The organism is Chryseobacterium indologenes (assembly GCF_018362995.1).
Taxonomy (GTDB): domain Bacteria; phylum Bacteroidota; class Bacteroidia; order Flavobacteriales; family Weeksellaceae; genus Chryseobacterium; species Chryseobacterium indologenes_G.
The window spans coordinates 3,972,713-3,991,761 of sequence record NZ_CP074372.1 but is presented as its reverse complement, the minus strand read 5'-3'; the positions used below and the strand labels follow the sequence as shown (position 1 = coordinate 3,991,761).

6 protein-coding genes, 4 tRNA genes and 6 rRNA genes are annotated in these 19,049 nt (G+C 41.7%); 2 read left to right on the top strand and 14 right to left on the bottom strand.

Going from position 1 to position 19,049, the window contains the following annotated elements; all coding sequences use genetic code 11:
• Positions 1–397 precede the first annotated feature (397 nt).
• The 13 genes from rrf (DYR29_RS18055) to folE form a co-directional block, all read right to left on the bottom strand.
• Positions 398–505, bottom strand: a 5S ribosomal RNA gene (gene rrf, locus DYR29_RS18055).
• Between the two features lie 175 nt (positions 506–680).
• Positions 681–3,438, bottom strand: a 23S ribosomal RNA gene (locus DYR29_RS18050).
• A 153-nt stretch (positions 3,439–3,591) separates the two neighbouring features.
• Positions 3,592–3,665: transfer RNA gene (locus tag DYR29_RS18045), tRNA-Ala, on the bottom strand.
• 83 nt (positions 3,666–3,748) lie between these two features.
• Positions 3,749–3,822 (bottom strand) — tRNA-Ile (locus DYR29_RS18040).
• A gap of 214 nt (positions 3,823–4,036) precedes the next feature.
• Positions 4,037–5,553 (bottom strand): 16S ribosomal RNA (locus DYR29_RS18035).
• Between the two features lie 1,269 nt (positions 5,554–6,822).
• Positions 6,823–6,930, bottom strand: a 5S ribosomal RNA gene (rrf, locus tag DYR29_RS18030).
• Positions 6,931–7,105: 175 nt separating this feature from the next.
• A 23S ribosomal RNA gene (locus DYR29_RS18025) occupies positions 7,106–9,863 on the bottom strand.
• 153 nt (positions 9,864–10,016) lie between these two features.
• Positions 10,017–10,090: transfer RNA gene (locus DYR29_RS18020), tRNA-Ala, on the bottom strand.
• An 83-nt stretch (positions 10,091–10,173) separates the two neighbouring features.
• A tRNA-Ile gene (locus tag DYR29_RS18015) sits at positions 10,174–10,247 on the bottom strand.
• A gap of 214 nt (positions 10,248–10,461) precedes the next feature.
• A 16S ribosomal RNA gene (locus tag DYR29_RS18010) occupies positions 10,462–11,978 on the bottom strand.
• Together the 16S, 23S and 5S rRNA genes with 4 tRNA genes alongside form the textbook arrangement of a ribosomal RNA operon.
• A gap of 1,311 nt (positions 11,979–13,289) precedes the next feature.
• Positions 13,290–14,756 carry a cysteine--tRNA ligase gene (gene cysS, locus DYR29_RS18005; RefSeq protein WP_213277941.1) on the bottom strand — a complete coding sequence of 489 codons (1,467 nt, stop codon included), beginning with the start codon at positions 14,754–14,756 and terminating at the stop codon, positions 13,290–13,292.
• 125 nt (positions 14,757–14,881) lie between these two features.
• The gene (locus DYR29_RS18000) at positions 14,882–15,313 is read right to left on the bottom strand and encodes a DinB family protein (protein ID WP_213277940.1); all 432 of its coding nucleotides are present in this window, start codon (positions 15,311–15,313) and stop codon (positions 14,882–14,884) included.
• A gap of 6 nt (positions 15,314–15,319) precedes the next feature.
• On the bottom strand, positions 15,320–15,985 hold the full coding sequence (gene folE, locus DYR29_RS17995) for a GTP cyclohydrolase I FolE (RefSeq protein ID WP_213277939.1): 666 nt from the start codon (positions 15,983–15,985) through the stop codon (positions 15,320–15,322).
• Positions 15,986–16,086: 101 nt separating this feature from the next.
• Here folE and DYR29_RS17990 point away from each other — a divergent pair, with 101 nt between their 5' ends.
• Positions 16,087–17,238, top strand: coding sequence for a hypothetical protein (locus DYR29_RS17990; RefSeq protein WP_213277938.1), 1,152 nt, complete (start codon positions 16,087–16,089; stop codon positions 17,236–17,238).
• A gap of 89 nt (positions 17,239–17,327) precedes the next feature.
• Complete coding sequence (locus tag DYR29_RS17985; RefSeq protein WP_213277937.1) at positions 17,328–18,035, top strand: hypothetical protein; 708 nt, start codon at positions 17,328–17,330, stop codon at positions 18,033–18,035.
• A gap of 51 nt (positions 18,036–18,086) precedes the next feature.
• Here the strand turns inward: DYR29_RS17985 and metF are convergent, their stop codons facing one another.
• A complete protein-coding gene (gene metF, locus DYR29_RS17980) occupies positions 18,087–19,046 on the bottom strand; it encodes a methylenetetrahydrofolate reductase [NAD(P)H] (RefSeq protein WP_213277936.1) in 960 nt (319 codons plus the stop codon).
• Positions 19,047–19,049: the final 3 nt, after the last annotated feature.

Genomic DNA, 19,049 nt, shown 5'->3' with positions numbered 1-19,049 from the left:
GTCATTCCGTAGGAATCCAGTCACATTGATGAGAACCTAAAAGATTCAATGGAGTATAGAAGCTTTTAATACTTTAAGCAATTTGATAATATTATACATACTTGATGATAGAATTTGAAATATATTATTTAGACTCCTACGGAGTGACAAGGGAGTGTGTACTGTGAATGATAAATGATAAATAATGAGTGATATGTCAGTTCTGGTATAGAAGCAGCAAGAATACTCATTGCTCATTACTCATTACTCATTACTCATTACTGATCCTTTACTGGCTATTACTTATTACTCATTACCAATTACCAATTACCGATTGCTCATTACTTACGTTTGAGTTGTGTACAAAGCAAAAAAAATCCTTTATCTTATGATAAAGGATTTTTAAAAATAAAATAAAAACTGGCGGCGGCCTACTCTCCCGCTTTCGCAGTACCATCGGCGCTGGTGGGCTTAACTTCTGTGTTCGGAATGGGAACAGGTGAGCCCCACCGCTAAAACCACCCTAAAGAAGGTATATAGCATCTGGCTATTTGCTGCTGGCTCTTGGCTATTTGCCATTCGCTAACCGCTAGTCGCCAATTGCATTTTTAAGCGATAAAAACTTTCACAAAGACAAAACCTTCACTGCGCATAAAGTACTTGTCGTATTTATTATTTAATAATTTGATATAGCAACCAAAGGCTATAAATCTACGGGTAATTAGTACTACTCGGCTATGACATTACTGTCTTTACACCTGTAGCCTATCAACGTCGTCATCTACAACGACCCTTAAAAGATGTCTCATCTTGAGGCGAGTTTCGCACTTATATGCTTTCAGTGCTTATCTCTTCCAAACGTAGCTACTCAGCGGTGCACCTGGCGGTACAACTGATACACCAGAGGTTTGTTCAATTCGGTCCTCTCGTACTAGAATCAAGCCCTCTCAAACATCTAACGCCCGCAATAGATAGAGACCGAACTGTCTCACGACGTTCTGAACCCAGCTCGCGTGCCACTTTAATGGGCGAACAGCCCAACCCTTGGGACCTTCTCCAGCCCCAGGATGTGACGAGCCGACATCGAGGTGCCGAACCTCCCCGTCGATGTGAGCTCTTGGGGGAGACTAGCCTGTTATCCCCGGAGTACCTTTTATCCTATGAGCGATGGCCCTTCCATACGGAACCACCGGATCACTATGTCCTGCTTTCGCACCTGATCGACTTGTAGGTCTCACAGTCAAGCACCCTTATGCCATTACACTCTACGCACGGTTACCAAGCGTGCTGAGGGTACCTTTGAAAGCCTCCGTTACTCTTTTGGAGGCGACCACCCCAGTCAAACTACCCACCACGCAATGTCCTTCTAAAAGAAGTTAGGCTCCAAGTAAGTAAAGGGTGGTATTTCAACGTTGGCTCCACCTACACTAGCGTGCAAGCTTCAAAGCCTCCCACCTATCCTACACATTACTTACTCAAAGTCAATACGAAGTTATAGTAAAGGTTCACAGGGTCTTTTCGTCCCATTGCGGGTAATCGGCATCTTCACCGATACTACAATTTCACCGAGCTCGTGGCTGAGACAGTGCCCAGATCGTTACACCATTCGTGCAGGTCGGAACTTACCCGACAAGGAATTTCGCTACCTTAGGACCGTTATAGTTACGGCCGCCGTTTACTGGGGCTTCAGTTAATGCCTTCGGTTTAACCCTAAGCACCTTCCTTAACCTTCCAGCACCGGGCAGGTGTCAGACCCTATACAGCATCTTTCGATTTAGCAGAGTCCTGTGTTTTTGATAAACAGTCGCCTGGGCCTCTTCACTGCGGCCACCATTGCTGATGGCGTCTCTTCTTCCGAAGTTACGAGACTATTTTGCCTAGTTCCTTAGCCACGACTCACTCGAGCACCTTAGGATTCTCTCCTCGACCACCTGTGTCGGTTTTGGTACGGGTTGCTTCACTTCGGCTTTTCTTGGATCAGATTACACTACAGCAGCTTCGCCCGAAGGCTAGGCCTTGACTATTCCGTCAGTCTTTAGCAGCTACATCCAACCGTCCCCTTTTTAGTGTGAGCAAGTATGGGAATATTAACCCATTGTCCATCCACTACCCCTTTCGGGTTCGCGTTAGGTCCCGACTAACCCTCAGCTGATTAGCATGGCTGAGGAAGCCTTGGTCTTTCGGTGAGCAGGTTTCTCGCCTGCTTTATCGTTACTTATGCCTACATTTTCTTTTCTATCCGCTCCACAATACCTCACGATACTGCTTCGGCGCAAATAGAATGCTCTCCTACCAGATATATCTAAAATATAAATCCATAGCTTCGGTAATATGTTTATGCCCGATTATTATCCATGCCGGACCGCTCGACTAGTGAGCTGTTACGCACTCTTTAAATGAATGGCTGCTTCCAAGCCAACATCCTAGCTGTCAATGCAGTCCAACCGCGTTGCTTCAACTTAACATATATTTTGGGACCTTAGCTGTTGGTCTGGGTTCTTTCCCTCTCGGACATGGACCTTAGCACCCATGCCCTCACTGCCGTAGAACATTTATTAGCATTCGGAGTTTGTCAGGAATTGGTAGGCGATGAAACCCCCGCATCCAATCAGTAGCTCTACCTCTAATAAACTTATATACGACGCTGCACCTAAATGCATTTCGGAGAGTACGAGCTATCTCCCAGTTTGATTGGCCTTTCACCCCTACCCACAGGTCATCCGAAGACTTTTCAACGTCAACCGGTTCGGTCCTCCACTCTGTGTTACCAGAGCTTCAACCTGCCCATGGGTAGATCACAAGGTTTCGCGTCTAATCCTACTAACTATGCGCCCTATTCAGACTCGCTTTCGCTCCGGCTCCGGTACTTAATACCTTAACCTCGCTAGTAAAATTAACTCGTAGGCTCATTATGCAAAAGGCACGCCGTCACAGCATTACGCTGCTCCGACCGCTTGTAGGCGTACGGTTTCAGGTTCTATTTCACCCTTCTATTCGAAGTGCTTTTCACCTTTCCTTCACAGTACTTGTTCACTATCGGTCTTTCAGGAGTATTTAGCCTTGGAGGATGGTCCCCCCATATTCAGACAGGATTTCACGTGTCCCGCCCTACTCATTTATCACTCAAATATGCCTTTCATATACGGGGCTATCACCCTCTATGGCCGTTCTTTCCAGAACATTCTATTAAACATATATCAGCTTTTGGGCTAATCCGCTTTCGCTCGCCACTACTTACGGAATCTCTTCGATTTCTTTTCCTCCGGGTACTTAGATGTTTCAGTTCTCCGGGTTTGCTCCTCTTACGAGGTAATACATCTTCAATGTATTGGGTTGCCCCATTCGGACATCTGCGGATCAATTCGTGTGTGCCAATCCCCGCAGCTTTTCGCAGCTTACCACGTCCTTCTTCGCCTCTGAAAGCCTAGGCATCCGCCATACGCCCTTAACGATTTCTTTCCTATTGGTTACTCAAGCGCTTTATGCGCTCGGTTTTCTCTTTGTGATGTCTTTACCGTTAATGTCAATGATCTTAATGTCTTCTTGTCCAATTGATGAACAGATGTTGTTTTTGGCTCCATCCGTAACTTTTAAATCAATCTTCCAAAACTGTGGAGAATAAGGGAGTCGAACCCTTGACCTCCTGCGTGCAAGGCAGGCGCTCTAGCCAGCTGAGCTAATTCCCCCTCTAGTTGCTGTTGGCTTCTTGCTTCTCGCTATTGGCTCTATTGCCATCAGCTATAAGCTATTTGCCAGCCGCATTAATTAGTAGTCTCGGGCAGGCTCGAACTGCCGACCTCTACATTATCAGTGTAGCGCTCTAACCAGCTGAGCTACGAGACTGTCTCTTAGACGTAAAGAGGATAGACTGATAGATAATTGACCCGCGTCTCTTCTCTAAACTCTCTCTTCTTTGTCTCTCTCAATCCCTTTACTAATTTCTAGTGGGTTTTGTATTTTTAATATAACCAACCAAACAAAAAACTAAAGCTTTACTTTGAAGTAAGTACTTTGTATCTTACGATACTAATTTTGTTTATCGTCATAAGACGCTCTAAAATGAGATGTTCCAGCCGCACCTTCCGGTACGGCTACCTTGTTACGACTTAGCCCTAGTTACCTGTTTTACCCTAGGCAGCTCCTGTTACGGTCACCGACTTCAGGTACCCCAGACTTCCATGGCTTGACGGGCGGTGTGTACAAGGCCCGGGAACGTATTCACCGCGCCATGGCTGATGCGCGATTACTAGCGATTCCAGCTTCATAGAGTCGAGTTGCAGACTCCAATCCGAACTGAGACCGGCTTTCGAGATTTGCATCACATCGCTGTGTAGCTGCCCTCTGTACCGGCCATTGTATTACGTGTGTGGCCCAAGGCGTAAGGGCCGTGATGATTTGACGTCATCCCCACCTTCCTCTCTACTTGCGTAGGCAGTCTCACTAGAGTCCCCAACTTAATGATGGCAACTAGTGACAGGGGTTGCGCTCGTTGCAGGACTTAACCTAACACCTCACGGCACGAGCTGACGACAACCATGCAGCACCTTGAAAAATGTCCGAAGAAAAGTCTATTTCTAAACCTGTCATTTCCCATTTAAGCCTTGGTAAGGTTCCTCGCGTATCATCGAATTAAACCACATAATCCACCGCTTGTGCGGGCCCCCGTCAATTCCTTTGAGTTTCATTCTTGCGAACGTACTCCCCAGGTGGCTAACTTATCACTTTCGCTTAGTCTCTGATTCCGAAAAACCAAAAACGAGTTAGCATCGTTTACGGCGTGGACTACCAGGGTATCTAATCCTGTTCGCTCCCCACGCTTTCGTCCATCAGCGTCAGTTGTTGCTTAGTAACCTGCCTTCGCAATTGGTGTTCTAAGTAATATCTATGCATTTCACCGCTACACTACTTATTCCAGCTACTTCAATAACACTCAAGACCTGCAGTATCAATGGCAGTTTCACAGTTAAGCTGTGAGATTTCACCACTGACTTACAGATCCGCCTACGGACCCTTTAAACCCAATAAATCCGGATAACGCTTGCACCCTCCGTATTACCGCGGCTGCTGGCACGGAGTTAGCCGGTGCTTATTCGTATAGTACCTTCAGCTACTCTCACGAGAGTAGGTTTATCCCTATACAAAAGAAGTTTACAACCCATAGGGCCGTCGTCCTTCACGCGGGATGGCTGGATCAGGCTCTCACCCATTGTCCAATATTCCTCACTGCTGCCTCCCGTAGGAGTCTGGTCCGTGTCTCAGTACCAGTGTGGGGGATCACCCTCTCAGGCCCCCTAAAGATCGTAGACTTGGTGAGCCGTTACCTCACCAACTATCTAATCTTGCGCGTGCCCATCTCTATCCACCGGAGTTTTCAATTTCTAATGATGCCATCAAAAATATTATGGGGTATTAATCTTCCTTTCGAAAGGCTATCCCCCAGATAAAGGCAGGTTGCACACGTGTTCCGCACCCGTACGCCGCTCTCAAGATCCCGAAAGATCTCTACCGCTCGGCTTGCATGTGTTAGGCCTCCCGCTAGCGTTCATCCTGAGCCAGGATCAAACTCTCCATTGTATGTTTGTCTGACTCACTCAAAGTTTTTTAACGCTTTAGTTTTTCTTTACTTGGTTGTTATATTGTATGTCAATGATCTTTATATCTTTCGCTTTTTAACGTAGCAATCTTCTCTGTCAGTGTCACTCCGTATTTGCGAGTGCAAAAGTAAAACTTTATTTCTTAATGACCAAATGTTTTGAAAGAAAATTTTAAAGTTTTTTTAAGTAACCTTAATTCCTTTCTTAACCTTAATCACCCTACTCCTGCGCTCCCTTTATTTGGGACTGCAAAGATACAAACTCTTTTTTAACCCGCAACTTTTTTTAATAAAAGTTTTGAAGTTTTTTCGTCCGTCTCTTTTTGAAGTATCTTAATGTCTTAGCTTATCTAAAAGCTCTTCTGCGCTACTGATGTACTCTCGTTTTCAGTGGGGCAAAGATAACAACTTATTACCAAGCAAAACAACTTTATTTAACATGAAAATTTACAAAGTGGATAACTATTTATATACTATACTATTAATCAGATAATTAAATCTAATTTATACTTATCCACAATGAGTATTTATAAATGTTCCATCATTAAAATAAGTATACAAGATCACACCTTATACGTGTTTCCAGAAATGAGGAATTGAAATCATAGCAACTCATTTAATCCCACAATTCAAAACGGACAGTATAATTATAATACATTAGAATATATTTAAAGTAAAATTTAACTTGGTGCTAAGATTTGAACGTAAAATTGACGAATATAGAATAGTAAGGAACAATATCATCACCTCCTGAATTAGGATTACAACGGTAAAGCATTTGAATGTATTATAAATCGTTTGGGGTTTGATCCGAGCTGTGGATTAGGAGTTATCAAATATTTACATTCTAAGATCTAATATGCCCAATCATGTCATTCCGTAGGAATCCAGCCACATTTATTAACGTGAAGGTTTCAAAGGAATACTAATAGGCACTTTTAATACTAAGTGATTTAATAATCTCAGCTATGTTTGATGATAGAATTTAAAATGGATTATTCGGACTCCTGCGGAGTGACAAGATAGTATGTGCTCTGAATGATAAGTAATAAGTGATCAATGTAATGTATGATTTGGATTGAATGGCAACAGCAAACAATCAATCATTACTCATTGCTCATTAGCGATTACTCATTGCTTATGTTTGTGTTGAGATTTGTACTTATTTGACGGGTAATTTGGTTTGAGTTGTGTACAAAGCAAAAAAAATCCTTTATCTTATGATAAAGGATTTTTAAAAATAAAATAAAAACTGGCGGCGGCCTACTCTCCCGCTTTCGCAGTACCATCGGCGCTGGTGGGCTTAACTTCTGTGTTCGGAATGGGAACAGGTGAGCCCCACCGCTAAAACCACCCTAAAGAAGGTATATAGCATCTGGCTATTTGCTGCTGGCTCTTGGCTATTTGCCATTCGCTAACCGCTAGTCGCCAATTGCATTTTTAAGCGATAAAAACTTTCACAAAGACAAAACCTTCACTGCGCATAAAGTACTTGTCGTATTTATTATTTAATAATTTGATATAGCAACCAAAGGCTATAAATCTACGGGTAATTAGTACTACTCGGCTATGACATTACTGTCTTTACACCTGTAGCCTATCAACGTCGTCATCTACAACGACCCTTAAAAGATGTCTCATCTTGAGGCGAGTTTCGCACTTATATGCTTTCAGTGCTTATCTCTTCCAAACGTAGCTACTCAGCGGTGCACCTGGCGGTACAACTGATACACCAGAGGTTTGTTCAATTCGGTCCTCTCGTACTAGAATCAAGCCCTCTCAAACATCTAACGCCCGCAATAGATAGAGACCGAACTGTCTCACGACGTTCTGAACCCAGCTCGCGTGCCACTTTAATGGGCGAACAGCCCAACCCTTGGGACCTTCTCCAGCCCCAGGATGTGACGAGCCGACATCGAGGTGCCGAACCTCCCCGTCGATGTGAGCTCTTGGGGGAGACTAGCCTGTTATCCCCGGAGTACCTTTTATCCTATGAGCGATGGCCCTTCCATACGGAACCACCGGATCACTATGTCCTGCTTTCGCACCTGATCGACTTGTAGGTCTCACAGTCAAGCACCCTTATGCCATTACACTCTACGCACGGTTACCAAGCGTGCTGAGGGTACCTTTGAAAGCCTCCGTTACTCTTTTGGAGGCGACCACCCCAGTCAAACTACCCACCACGCAATGTCCTTCTAAAAGAAGTTAGGCTCCAAGTAAGTAAAGGGTGGTATTTCAACGTTGGCTCCACCTACACTAGCGTGCAAGCTTCAAAGCCTCCCACCTATCCTACACATTACTTACTCAAAGTCAATACGAAGTTATAGTAAAGGTTCACAGGGTCTTTTCGTCCCATTGCGGGTAATCGGCATCTTCACCGATACTACAATTTCACCGAGCTCGTGGCTGAGACAGTGCCCAGATCGTTACACCATTCGTGCAGGTCGGAACTTACCCGACAAGGAATTTCGCTACCTTAGGACCGTTATAGTTACGGCCGCCGTTTACTGGGGCTTCAGTTAATGCCTTCGGTTTAACCCTAAGCACCTTCCTTAACCTTCCAGCACCGGGCAGGTGTCAGACCCTATACAGCATCTTTCGATTTAGCAGAGTCCTGTGTTTTTGATAAACAGTCGCCTGGGCCTCTTCACTGCGGCCACCATTGCTGATGGCGTCTCTTCTTCCGAAGTTACGAGACTATTTTGCCTAGTTCCTTAGCCACGACTCACTCGAGCACCTTAGGATTCTCTCCTCGACCACCTGTGTCGGTTTTGGTACGGGTTGCTTCACTTCGGCTTTTCTTGGATCAGATTACACTACAGCAGCTTCGCCCGAAGGCTAGGCCTTGACTATTCCGTCAGTCTTTAGCAGCTACATCCAACCGTCCCCTTTTTAGTGTGAGCAAGTATGGGAATATTAACCCATTGTCCATCCACTACCCCTTTCGGGTTCGCGTTAGGTCCCGACTAACCCTCAGCTGATTAGCATGGCTGAGGAAGCCTTGGTCTTTCGGTGAGCAGGTTTCTCGCCTGCTTTATCGTTACTTATGCCTACATTTTCTTTTCTATCCGCTCCACAATACCTCACGATACTGCTTCGGCGCAAATAGAATGCTCTCCTACCAGATATATCTAAAATATAAATCCATAGCTTCGGTAATATGTTTATGCCCGATTATTATCCATGCCGGACCGCTCGACTAGTGAGCTGTTACGCACTCTTTAAATGAATGGCTGCTTCCAAGCCAACATCCTAGCTGTCAATGCAGTCCAACCGCGTTGCTTCAACTTAACATATATTTTGGGACCTTAGCTGTTGGTCTGGGTTCTTTCCCTCTCGGACATGGACCTTAGCACCCATGCCCTCACTGCCGTAGAACATTTATTAGCATTCGGAGTTTGTCAGGAATTGGTAGGCGATGAAACCCCCGCATCCAATCAGTAGCTCTACCTCTAATAAACTTATATACGACGCTGCACCTAAATGCATTTCGGAGAGTACGAGCTATCTCCCAGTTTGATTGGCCTTTCACCCCTACCCACAGGTCATCCGAAGACTTTTCAACGTCAACCGGTTCGGTCCTCCACTCTGTGTTACCAGAGCTTCAACCTGCCCATGGGTAGATCACAAGGTTTCGCGTCTAATCCTACTAACTATGCGCCCTATTCAGACTCGCTTTCGCTCCGGCTCCGGTACTTAATACCTTAACCTCGCTAGTAAAATTAACTCGTAGGCTCATTATGCAAAAGGCACGCCGTCACAGCATTACGCTGCTCCGACCGCTTGTAGGCGTACGGTTTCAGGTTCTATTTCACCCTTCTATTCGAAGTGCTTTTCACCTTTCCTTCACAGTACTTGTTCACTATCGGTCTTTCAGGAGTATTTAGCCTTGGAGGATGGTCCCCCCATATTCAGACAGGATTTCACGTGTCCCGCCCTACTCATTTATCACTCAAATATGCCTTTCATATACGGGGCTATCACCCTCTATGGCCGTTCTTTCCAGAACATTCTATTAAACATATATCAGCTTTTGGGCTAATCCGCTTTCGCTCGCCACTACTTACGGAATCTCTTCGATTTCTTTTCCTCCGGGTACTTAGATGTTTCAGTTCTCCGGGTTTGCTCCTCTTACGAGGTAATACATCTTCAATGTATTGGGTTGCCCCATTCGGACATCTGCGGATCAATTCGTGTGTGCCAATCCCCGCAGCTTTTCGCAGCTTACCACGTCCTTCTTCGCCTCTGAAAGCCTAGGCATCCGCCATACGCCCTTAACGATTTCTTTCCTATTGGTTACTCAAGCGCTTTATGCGCTCGGTTTTCTCTTTGTGATGTCTTTACCGTTAATGTCAATGATCTTAATGTCTTCTTGTCCAATTGATGAACAGATGTTGTTTTTGGCTCCATCCGTAACTTTTAAATCAATCTTCCAAAACTGTGGAGAATAAGGGAGTCGAACCCTTGACCTCCTGCGTGCAAGGCAGGCGCTCTAGCCAGCTGAGCTAATTCCCCCTCTAGTTGCTGTTGGCTTCTTGCTTCTCGCTATTGGCTCTATTGCCATCAGCTATAAGCTATTTGCCAGCCGCATTAATTAGTAGTCTCGGGCAGGCTCGAACTGCCGACCTCTACATTATCAGTGTAGCGCTCTAACCAGCTGAGCTACGAGACTGTCTCTTAGACGTAAAGAGGATAGACTGATAGATAATTGACCCGCGTCTCTTCTCTAAACTCTCTCTTCTTTGTCTCTCTCAATCCCTTTACTAATTTCTAGTGGGTTTTGTATTTTTAATATAACCAACCAAACAAAAAACTAAAGCTTTACTTTGAAGTAAGTACTTTGTATCTTACGATACTAATTTTGTTTATCGTCATAAGACGCTCTAAAATGAGATGTTCCAGCCGCACCTTCCGGTACGGCTACCTTGTTACGACTTAGCCCTAGTTACCTGTTTTACCCTAGGCAGCTCCTGTTACGGTCACCGACTTCAGGTACCCCAGACTTCCATGGCTTGACGGGCGGTGTGTACAAGGCCCGGGAACGTATTCACCGCGCCATGGCTGATGCGCGATTACTAGCGATTCCAGCTTCATAGAGTCGAGTTGCAGACTCCAATCCGAACTGAGACCGGCTTTCGAGATTTGCATCACATCGCTGTGTAGCTGCCCTCTGTACCGGCCATTGTATTACGTGTGTGGCCCAAGGCGTAAGGGCCGTGATGATTTGACGTCATCCCCACCTTCCTCTCTACTTGCGTAGGCAGTCTCACTAGAGTCCCCAACTTAATGATGGCAACTAGTGACAGGGGTTGCGCTCGTTGCAGGACTTAACCTAACACCTCACGGCACGAGCTGACGACAACCATGCAGCACCTTGAAAAATGTCCGAAGAAAAGTCTATTTCTAAACCTGTCATTTCCCATTTAAGCCTTGGTAAGGTTCCTCGCGTATCATCGAATTAAACCACATAATCCACCGCTTGTGCGGGCCCCCGTCAATTCCTTTGAGTTTCATTCTTGCGAACGTACTCCCCAGGTGGCTAACTTATCACTTTCGCTTAGTCTCTGATTCCGAAAAACCAAAAACGAGTTAGCATCGTTTACGGCGTGGACTACCAGGGTATCTAATCCTGTTCGCTCCCCACGCTTTCGTCCATCAGCGTCAGTTGTTGCTTAGTAACCTGCCTTCGCAATTGGTGTTCTAAGTAATATCTATGCATTTCACCGCTACACTACTTATTCCAGCTACTTCAATAACACTCAAGACCTGCAGTATCAATGGCAGTTTCACAGTTAAGCTGTGAGATTTCACCACTGACTTACAGATCCGCCTACGGACCCTTTAAACCCAATAAATCCGGATAACGCTTGCACCCTCCGTATTACCGCGGCTGCTGGCACGGAGTTAGCCGGTGCTTATTCGTATAGTACCTTCAGCTACTCTCACGAGAGTAGGTTTATCCCTATACAAAAGAAGTTTACAACCCATAGGGCCGTCGTCCTTCACGCGGGATGGCTGGATCAGGCTCTCACCCATTGTCCAATATTCCTCACTGCTGCCTCCCGTAGGAGTCTGGTCCGTGTCTCAGTACCAGTGTGGGGGATCACCCTCTCAGGCCCCCTAAAGATCGTAGACTTGGTGAGCCGTTACCTCACCAACTATCTAATCTTGCGCGTGCCCATCTCTATCCACCGGAGTTTTCAATTTCTAATGATGCCATCAAAAATATTATGGGGTATTAATCTTCCTTTCGAAAGGCTATCCCCCAGATAAAGGCAGGTTGCACACGTGTTCCGCACCCGTACGCCGCTCTCAAGATCCCGAAAGATCTCTACCGCTCGGCTTGCATGTGTTAGGCCTCCCGCTAGCGTTCATCCTGAGCCAGGATCAAACTCTCCATTGTATGTTTGTCTGACTCACTCAAAGTTTTTTAACGCTTTAGTTTTTCCTTACTTGGTTGTTATATTGTATGTCAATGATCTTTATATCTTTCGCTTTTTAACGTAGCAATCTTCTCTGTCAGTGTCACTCCGTATTTGCGAGTGCAAAAGTAAAACTTTATTTCTTAATGACCAAATGTTTTGAAAGAAAATTTTAAAGTTTTTTAAGTAACCTTAATTCCTTTCTTAACCTTAATCACCCTACTCCTGCGCTCCCTTTATTTGGGACTGCAAAGATACAAACTCTTTTTTAACTCACAACTTTTTTTAATAAAAGTTTTAAAGTTTTTTCATCCGTCTCTTTTTGAAGTATCTTAATGTTTTTAGCTTATCTAAAAGCTCTTCTGCGCTACTGATGTACTCTCGTTTTCAGTGGGGCAAAGATAACAACTTATTACCAAGCAAAACAACTTTATTTAACTTAAATTTTACCTTTCCGTAATATTTAACCCTAATCCACTGGAAGGCAGGATGAAAAATTTTAAACATTTGTTTGGAAGAAGGAAGGGAAAGTTAGGGAGTGGTAGAGTTTGAGCGTTGGAGAGGGTTTGGGTTGGGAAAGGGATTCGGGATACGAGGTGCGGGGTGCGGGGGTTGGTGCGGAATGATCAAAGTAAGGTATATATAATTATATAGAATAGCTTTTTAAAAGTTTTGGCTGCGGTATTGTCTTTATAATCATTATTGTTGTTGTCACTCGTAGGAGTCTGGATAAAACTCTTCCGTAAAATTAAAATAGCTGAAATATAATTCAGCTTAATTAAAATGCTTCGACTCAGCTCAGCATGACACTGCTAATACTAACTGCTAAAAAAAATCTTAAATATTTATACTGTCAACTTACTTCCTTTAAGGGTTCTCGTAAAGAAGTTGGATTCCTGCGGAATGACACAATGGGAATAGAGATTTATACTCAATAACCGTCTTCCATAGAAATCAGGAATATGAAAATTCAAAACCAATACCCCGAACAACTGTACCCTCCTAACCCGAAACTCATCATTCATCATTCATAATTTATAATTCATCATTCGTCTCCCTAGCCCTGATAGAAATGGTTACCCCGCAGCTTGGGTTGGAGAGTAAGTGGGTTTGAGTGTGGGAAAGCATCGGCGCGAGGAGTATGAATGGATAGCAGGATGAAGCTCCTGAAAAAATCGTACTATATATAATAATGCAAAGTGTATTTCTCAGATGGTCCCCCCCAAAAAACATTCCGTAAGAATCCTAAGTGTGGGACTCCTACGGAATGGGTATAAAACGAAGTTATATTTTTAGTTCAGAACGTATGATGTTCCGTCTCTTCCGTCTTTTAATTCGATTCCTTCAGCAAGCAGTTTGTCTCTGATCTGATCTGAAAGGTCGAAATTCTTAGATTTTCTTGCCTGATTTCTCAATTCAATCAATACTTTTAGAGTTTGATCAAGTTTTTCATTATTATTTTCCTCTACAGTCTGTAATCCCAGAACATCGAAGATAAAAGCATTCAAAGTTGACTTTAAATCTTCAAGATCTGCTGTTGAGATCGTTTCTTTACCATCGTTCAGAGCAAAAATGTATTTCACCGCTTCAAACAGGTGAGCAATGAGGATTGGTGAATTGAAATCGTCAGTTAAAGCTTCATATGCTTTATCTTTCCATTCTTTCAGGCTGAAACCGGATTGTTTGGTATCATCAGGTGTGATTGAGTTCAATACTTTTACAGCTTCCATCAATCTGATGAATCCTTTTTCACTGGCTATCATTGCATCGTTTGAAATATCCAGAACGCTTCTGTAATGTGCCTGCAGGAAGCAGAAACGTACAATTGAAGGATGGAAAGGCTTTTCAAAGAAGTCATTATCACCAGTAACCAGCTGCATCGGAAGGATATAGTTCCCTGTAGATTTGCTCATACGCTGAGAATTCATCGTCAACATATTGGCATGCATCCAGTAATTTACGGGTGCAGCATCATTGCAAGCTTTCCCTTGTGCAATTTCACATTCGTGGTGAGGGAACTTAAGGTCCATTCCTCCTCCGTGGATATCGAAAGTTTCCCCTAAATATTTTGTACTCATTGCAGTACATTCAAGGTGCCATCCCGGGAATCCTTCTCCCCAAGGGGAATTCCATCTCATGATGTGAGCAGGTGATGCTTTTTTCCACAATGCAAAATCCTGTGGATTTTTCTTTTCTCCCTGTCCGTCGAGGTCTCTTGTATTGGCGAAAAGTTCTTCTATGTTACGTTTTGAAAGTTCGCCATAGTTCAATCCTCTTTTGTTGTATTCTAATACATCAAAGTAAACTGAACCGTTGCTTTCATAAGCAAAGCCTCTTTCAATCAGTTTTTGAGTCAGTTCAATCTGCTCTACGATATGTCCTGTAGCTGTAGGTTCGATATTGGGTGGCAAAAGATTGAACATATCCAATACTTTATGGAAATCTACTGTATATTTCTGTACAATTTCCATAGGCTCCAGTTTTTCAAGTCTGGTTTGTTTTACGAATCTATCGTTATCAACATTCCCATCATCGGTAAGGTGGCCTGCATCGGTAATATTTCTTACATATCTTACTTTATACCCCAAATGTGTCAGGGTACGGTAGATAAAATCGAAGGAAAGGAAAGTTCTCACATTTCCTAAATGCACATTACTGTACACCGTAGGTCCGCAGACATACATCCCGATATTTCCGTCTAAAATAGGTTTAAATATTTCTTTTTCCGCTGTAAGGGAGTTATATATTTTTAGTTGCATTTATTTTTAAGTTAAAAGATTCAATGATTTTAAAGATTCAAAAATTAGTTAAAAAATAATTCTGTCACAACAAATAATTGTTGTGATAAAAATTTTATCTGAAACTTTTTTAAATTTTATCATAATTAAATCGCTTTTAAATGATGCTGCAAATGGTCTACATAATCATTAATAATAAACTCCAATGTAAAAACCTGTGGTTCTGTTTTGGTTGTATCGCAGGTTCTCTGTAATGCTTCATCCGGGATGTTTTCCACTACATGAACAATCTGATAGTTCAAAGACTTCCAAAGATCAATAAGATCCGAAACAGGAACATTCTGATAGTTCTGAGCTTTTACCCAGATATTCTGATCATATACAATATTTTCGTTCTCTTTATATTGAGTGACAACAAATCTACGAATATTTGTAAAAGCGCTGTCACAAAGATGTCCTATAATTTCTTTTTTAGACCATTTTTCCGGAGCGCTTCTGTATGACCATTCTTCTTCAGGGATATTTTGAAATCTCTGAAGTTCGGCATCAATAATATTTTTAAGAATTTGGTAGTTCATTGTTTATTAATCAAGTTTTGCATGGCTTCCTACGTAATGAAGGAATTCCTGTCTTGTAATAGGGTTAGTTCTGAAAATACCACTTAGTTCTGCAGTAATGGTAGAGCTTGCCGTATCTTTTATTCCTCTGCAGTTTACACAAAGGTGTTTTGCATCAATGATACAGGCTACATCTTTTGTTCCTAAAGCTTCTTTCAAAGCATCTACAATCTGCATTGTAAGTCTTTCCTGAACCTGTGGTCTTTTCGCATAGTAATCAACAATTCTATTGATTTTTGAAAGACCTATTACCTCACCATTGGAAATATAAGCTACATGAGCCCTTCCGATGATGGGTAAGAAGTGATGCTCGCAGAAAGAATATACCGTGATATCCTTCTCCACCAACATCTGACGGTATTTGTATTTATTAGAAAAAGTAGAAATTCCCGGCTTATTTTCAGGAAGAAGTCCTCCGAAAATCTCATTCACATACATTTTGGCAACACGTCTGGGAGAATCCTTCAGAGAATCATCCGTCATATCCATCCCCAATGTTTGCATAATCTCACCAAAAAGCTCAGTAATCTTTTCTATTTTTTCCTGTGGCGATTTATCAAAAGCATCTTCCCTTATAGGCGTATGTTCTTTTCCAGTGAAAATATCATCGTCGTTATCAGTAAAATCAACCATTTTTATTTAATTTGCAGCAAAAATACGGATAATATCTATTTATCTATTTCAAATAAGATGAAAAACATTATCTTTTATAGCCATTTCTGATTAAAAAGCCTATGATTATTGTCGAAGAAGTACAAAAACAACTCCATAAAAGGGAATTTCTTGAATTTCCTACCCAACTTTATCAACACGACAAAAATTATATCCGTCCTTTAGATAAGCACATTGAGGAGATTTTTGATCCTGAAAAGAATAAATTTTTTAAAAACGGTGAGTGTAAAAGATTTCTGTTTAAAAAGAATAGCAAAACGGTTGGTAAAGTAGCTGTTTTTATCATCCATTCTTATGAACAGAAGCAGCCTACAGGGGGAATTGGTTTTTTCGACTGTATTAATGATCAGGAAATTGCCAATTTTATTTTTGACCATTGTAAAAACTGGCTTCAGGAAAAAGGAATGGAAGCAATGGATGGACCTATCAATTTTGGGGAACGGGACAAATTCTGGGGGCTTTTAATTGAAGGTTTTATCGAGCCTTTATTTGGAATGAATTACAACCTTCCTTACTACAAAGACCTTTTTGAAAATTATGGGTTTCAGATTTATTTTGAACAGCTTTGTTTTACCAGACCTATTTTTGCGGAAGTTTCAAGGATTTTTAAGATTGCTCATGAAAGAAACAGAAGAAATCCTGCTATTTCAGCACAGCCTATGAAAAAGAATAACCTGACTAAGTTTGCAAAAGATTTTACTGAAGTTTATAATAAAGCGTGGGCCTGCCACGGGGAAGGAAAACATCTGGAAGAAGCAAAGGTTCTGAAAATGTTCAATACCATGAAACCTATTATCAATGAGCATATTTCCTGGTTTGTATATGAAAATGAGAAACCGATTGCCATGTGGATCAACATTCCCGACCTCAACCAATGGTTTAAATATTTGAATGGGAAATTCGGACCTTTTGAAAAACTTAAGTTCTTGTTTCTAAAACGGTTTAAAAAGAATGAAAAAATGGTGGGGCTTGTTTTTGGAGTTATCCCGGAATGGCAGAAAAAGGGAATTGACGGATATATGATCTGGGAAGGAACCCAGCATTTGAGAAAACATACTGATTTTAAGGTCACAGAACTTCAATGGATTGGTGATTTTAATCCAAAAATGATCAAGATTGCAGAAACACTGGATACTTCAGTAACGCGAAAGCTGGCTACTTACCGGTATTTGTTTGATCGGAATAAAGAGTTTGAAAGGCATCCAAGCTTATAGTTAAATACATCAATAAAATTTTATTACTTTAAGAATAATAGTTGTATTTTTGAAAATAACTTTTGAAAACTTTAAATAAAACTAACAAAATGAGAAAAGTAATTATAAGTGCCTTACTGGTTGCTTCATGCATTGCATATGCACAAGATTTCACACCTAACAACTACTCATCCAGCTACTCAAGTACAATGTCCGTCAATAGTCTTGGAGGAGATCATGCAGTATTTGGAGTACGATCAGAAAACTTTGGAAGAGCATTAAAGTATAATGAGATAGCCGGTTCTCCTTATTACAATGCTGAATTTCACCTTGCTAATGTAGCTGAAAATGTTGAAAAAGTACCTGTAAGATATAATAGTTATAAAGATGAAGTAGAATTTCAGAAAGAAGGTAAACCATTAGTACTGCCTAAAGAAGAACAGTTTTCCAGAATTGAAATTATTTCGCCTAAAAGTACTATAGTATTATTAAAAACTAATGATGACCTGAGTGGTTATTTTTTTGAACTAGTTAGTGGTAAAATCCCACTGTACAAAAAAATAAAGGTTAAATTTCAAGATGCCATTCCTGCGGCCAATTCATATGCAACTGATAAAGCAGCTTTTTTTAAAACTCTAGATCCTGTTTACTACATTAAAACAGAATCAGGGTATATTAAAAAAACAAAAAAAGTAAGAGATATTGCTGATGCCTTTCCAGCAAAAAAGGATGAAATTGAAAAATTCGTGAAATCTAATAATATTAAAATAAATAAAGAAGAAGACCTCATCAAACTGGTTAAGTTCTTAAATCAATAAAAAATAACCCCTGTGAAAATTCACAGGGGTTCCTTCATTTTGGTACTTTTATTAGAATAGCTCACCGGCTACTTTTTTTATGTTGTCACTTTTTCCCATGGAGTAAAAATGCAGAACAGGAACTCCAAAATCCAGCAATTCCTTGCATTGAGTAATAGCCCACTCTACTCCGATCTGCTTTACTGCTTCATTATTTTTTGCATTTTCCACTTCATTGATGAGTTCTTCCGGAAGATCTATTTTGAATACCTGTGGCAGTATTTTTAAATGCTTCTTCGTTGCAATTGGCTTAATCCCCGGAATAATAGGAACAGTAATTCCCATCTCTCTTGCTTTCTGAACGAATTCTATATACTTTTTATTGTCAAAGAACATTTGAGTAACGATATAATCTGCTCCGGCATCTACTTTTTGTTTCAACCATTTCAGGTCATAATTCATGGATGGAGCTTCCATATGCTTTTCCGGATATCCGGCTACACCAATGCAGAATTTATTGAGTTCATCACTCACCTGTTCTTCATTATGAAGATATTTTCCTCTTCCAAGGTCATTAATCTGGTTGACAAGATCCATTGCACTGGCGTGCCCTCCCTGAGTAGGTTCAAAATACTGATGTCCTTTCATAGCATCTCCTCTTAAGGCCATTACATTATCAATTCCAAGGTACATACAATCTACCAGCAGATATTCTGTTTCTTCTTTGGTGAAACCACCGCAAAGAAGATGTGGTACGGTATCTACATTATATTTATGTTGAATAGCAGCACAAATTCCCAGAGTTCCCGGGCGCATTCTCGTAATACGACGTTCCATAAGGCCATTCCCTTTATCCAGATAGATGTATTCTTCTCTGGATGTTGTAACATCAATGAAAGGCGGTTTGAATTCCATCAATGGATCTATATTGGTATACAGATCTTCAATACCTATTCCCTTTTGTGGTGGAACAACTTCTAAGGAGAATAAAGTTTTTCCATTTGCATTTTTAATGTGTTCTGTTATCTTCATGTC

Bases quoted from the DNA above. Each gene is read 5' to 3' on its own strand.
- cysS (WP_213277941.1), bottom strand. From the start codon at position 14,756: ATGCAACTAAAAATATATAACTCCCTTACAGCGGAAAAAGAAATATTT.
- DYR29_RS18000 (WP_213277940.1), bottom strand. From the start codon at position 15,313: ATGAACTACCAAATTCTTAAAAATATTATTGATGCCGAACTTCAGAGA.
- folE (WP_213277939.1), bottom strand. From the start codon at position 15,985: ATGGTTGATTTTACTGATAACGACGATGATATTTTCACTGGAAAAGAA.
- DYR29_RS17990 (WP_213277938.1), top strand. From the start codon at position 16,087: ATGATTATTGTCGAAGAAGTACAAAAACAACTCCATAAAAGGGAATTT.
- DYR29_RS17985 (WP_213277937.1), top strand. From the start codon at position 17,328: ATGAGAAAAGTAATTATAAGTGCCTTACTGGTTGCTTCATGCATTGCA.
- metF (WP_213277936.1), bottom strand. From the start codon at position 19,046: ATGAAGATAACAGAACACATTAAAAATGCAAATGGAAAAACTTTATTC.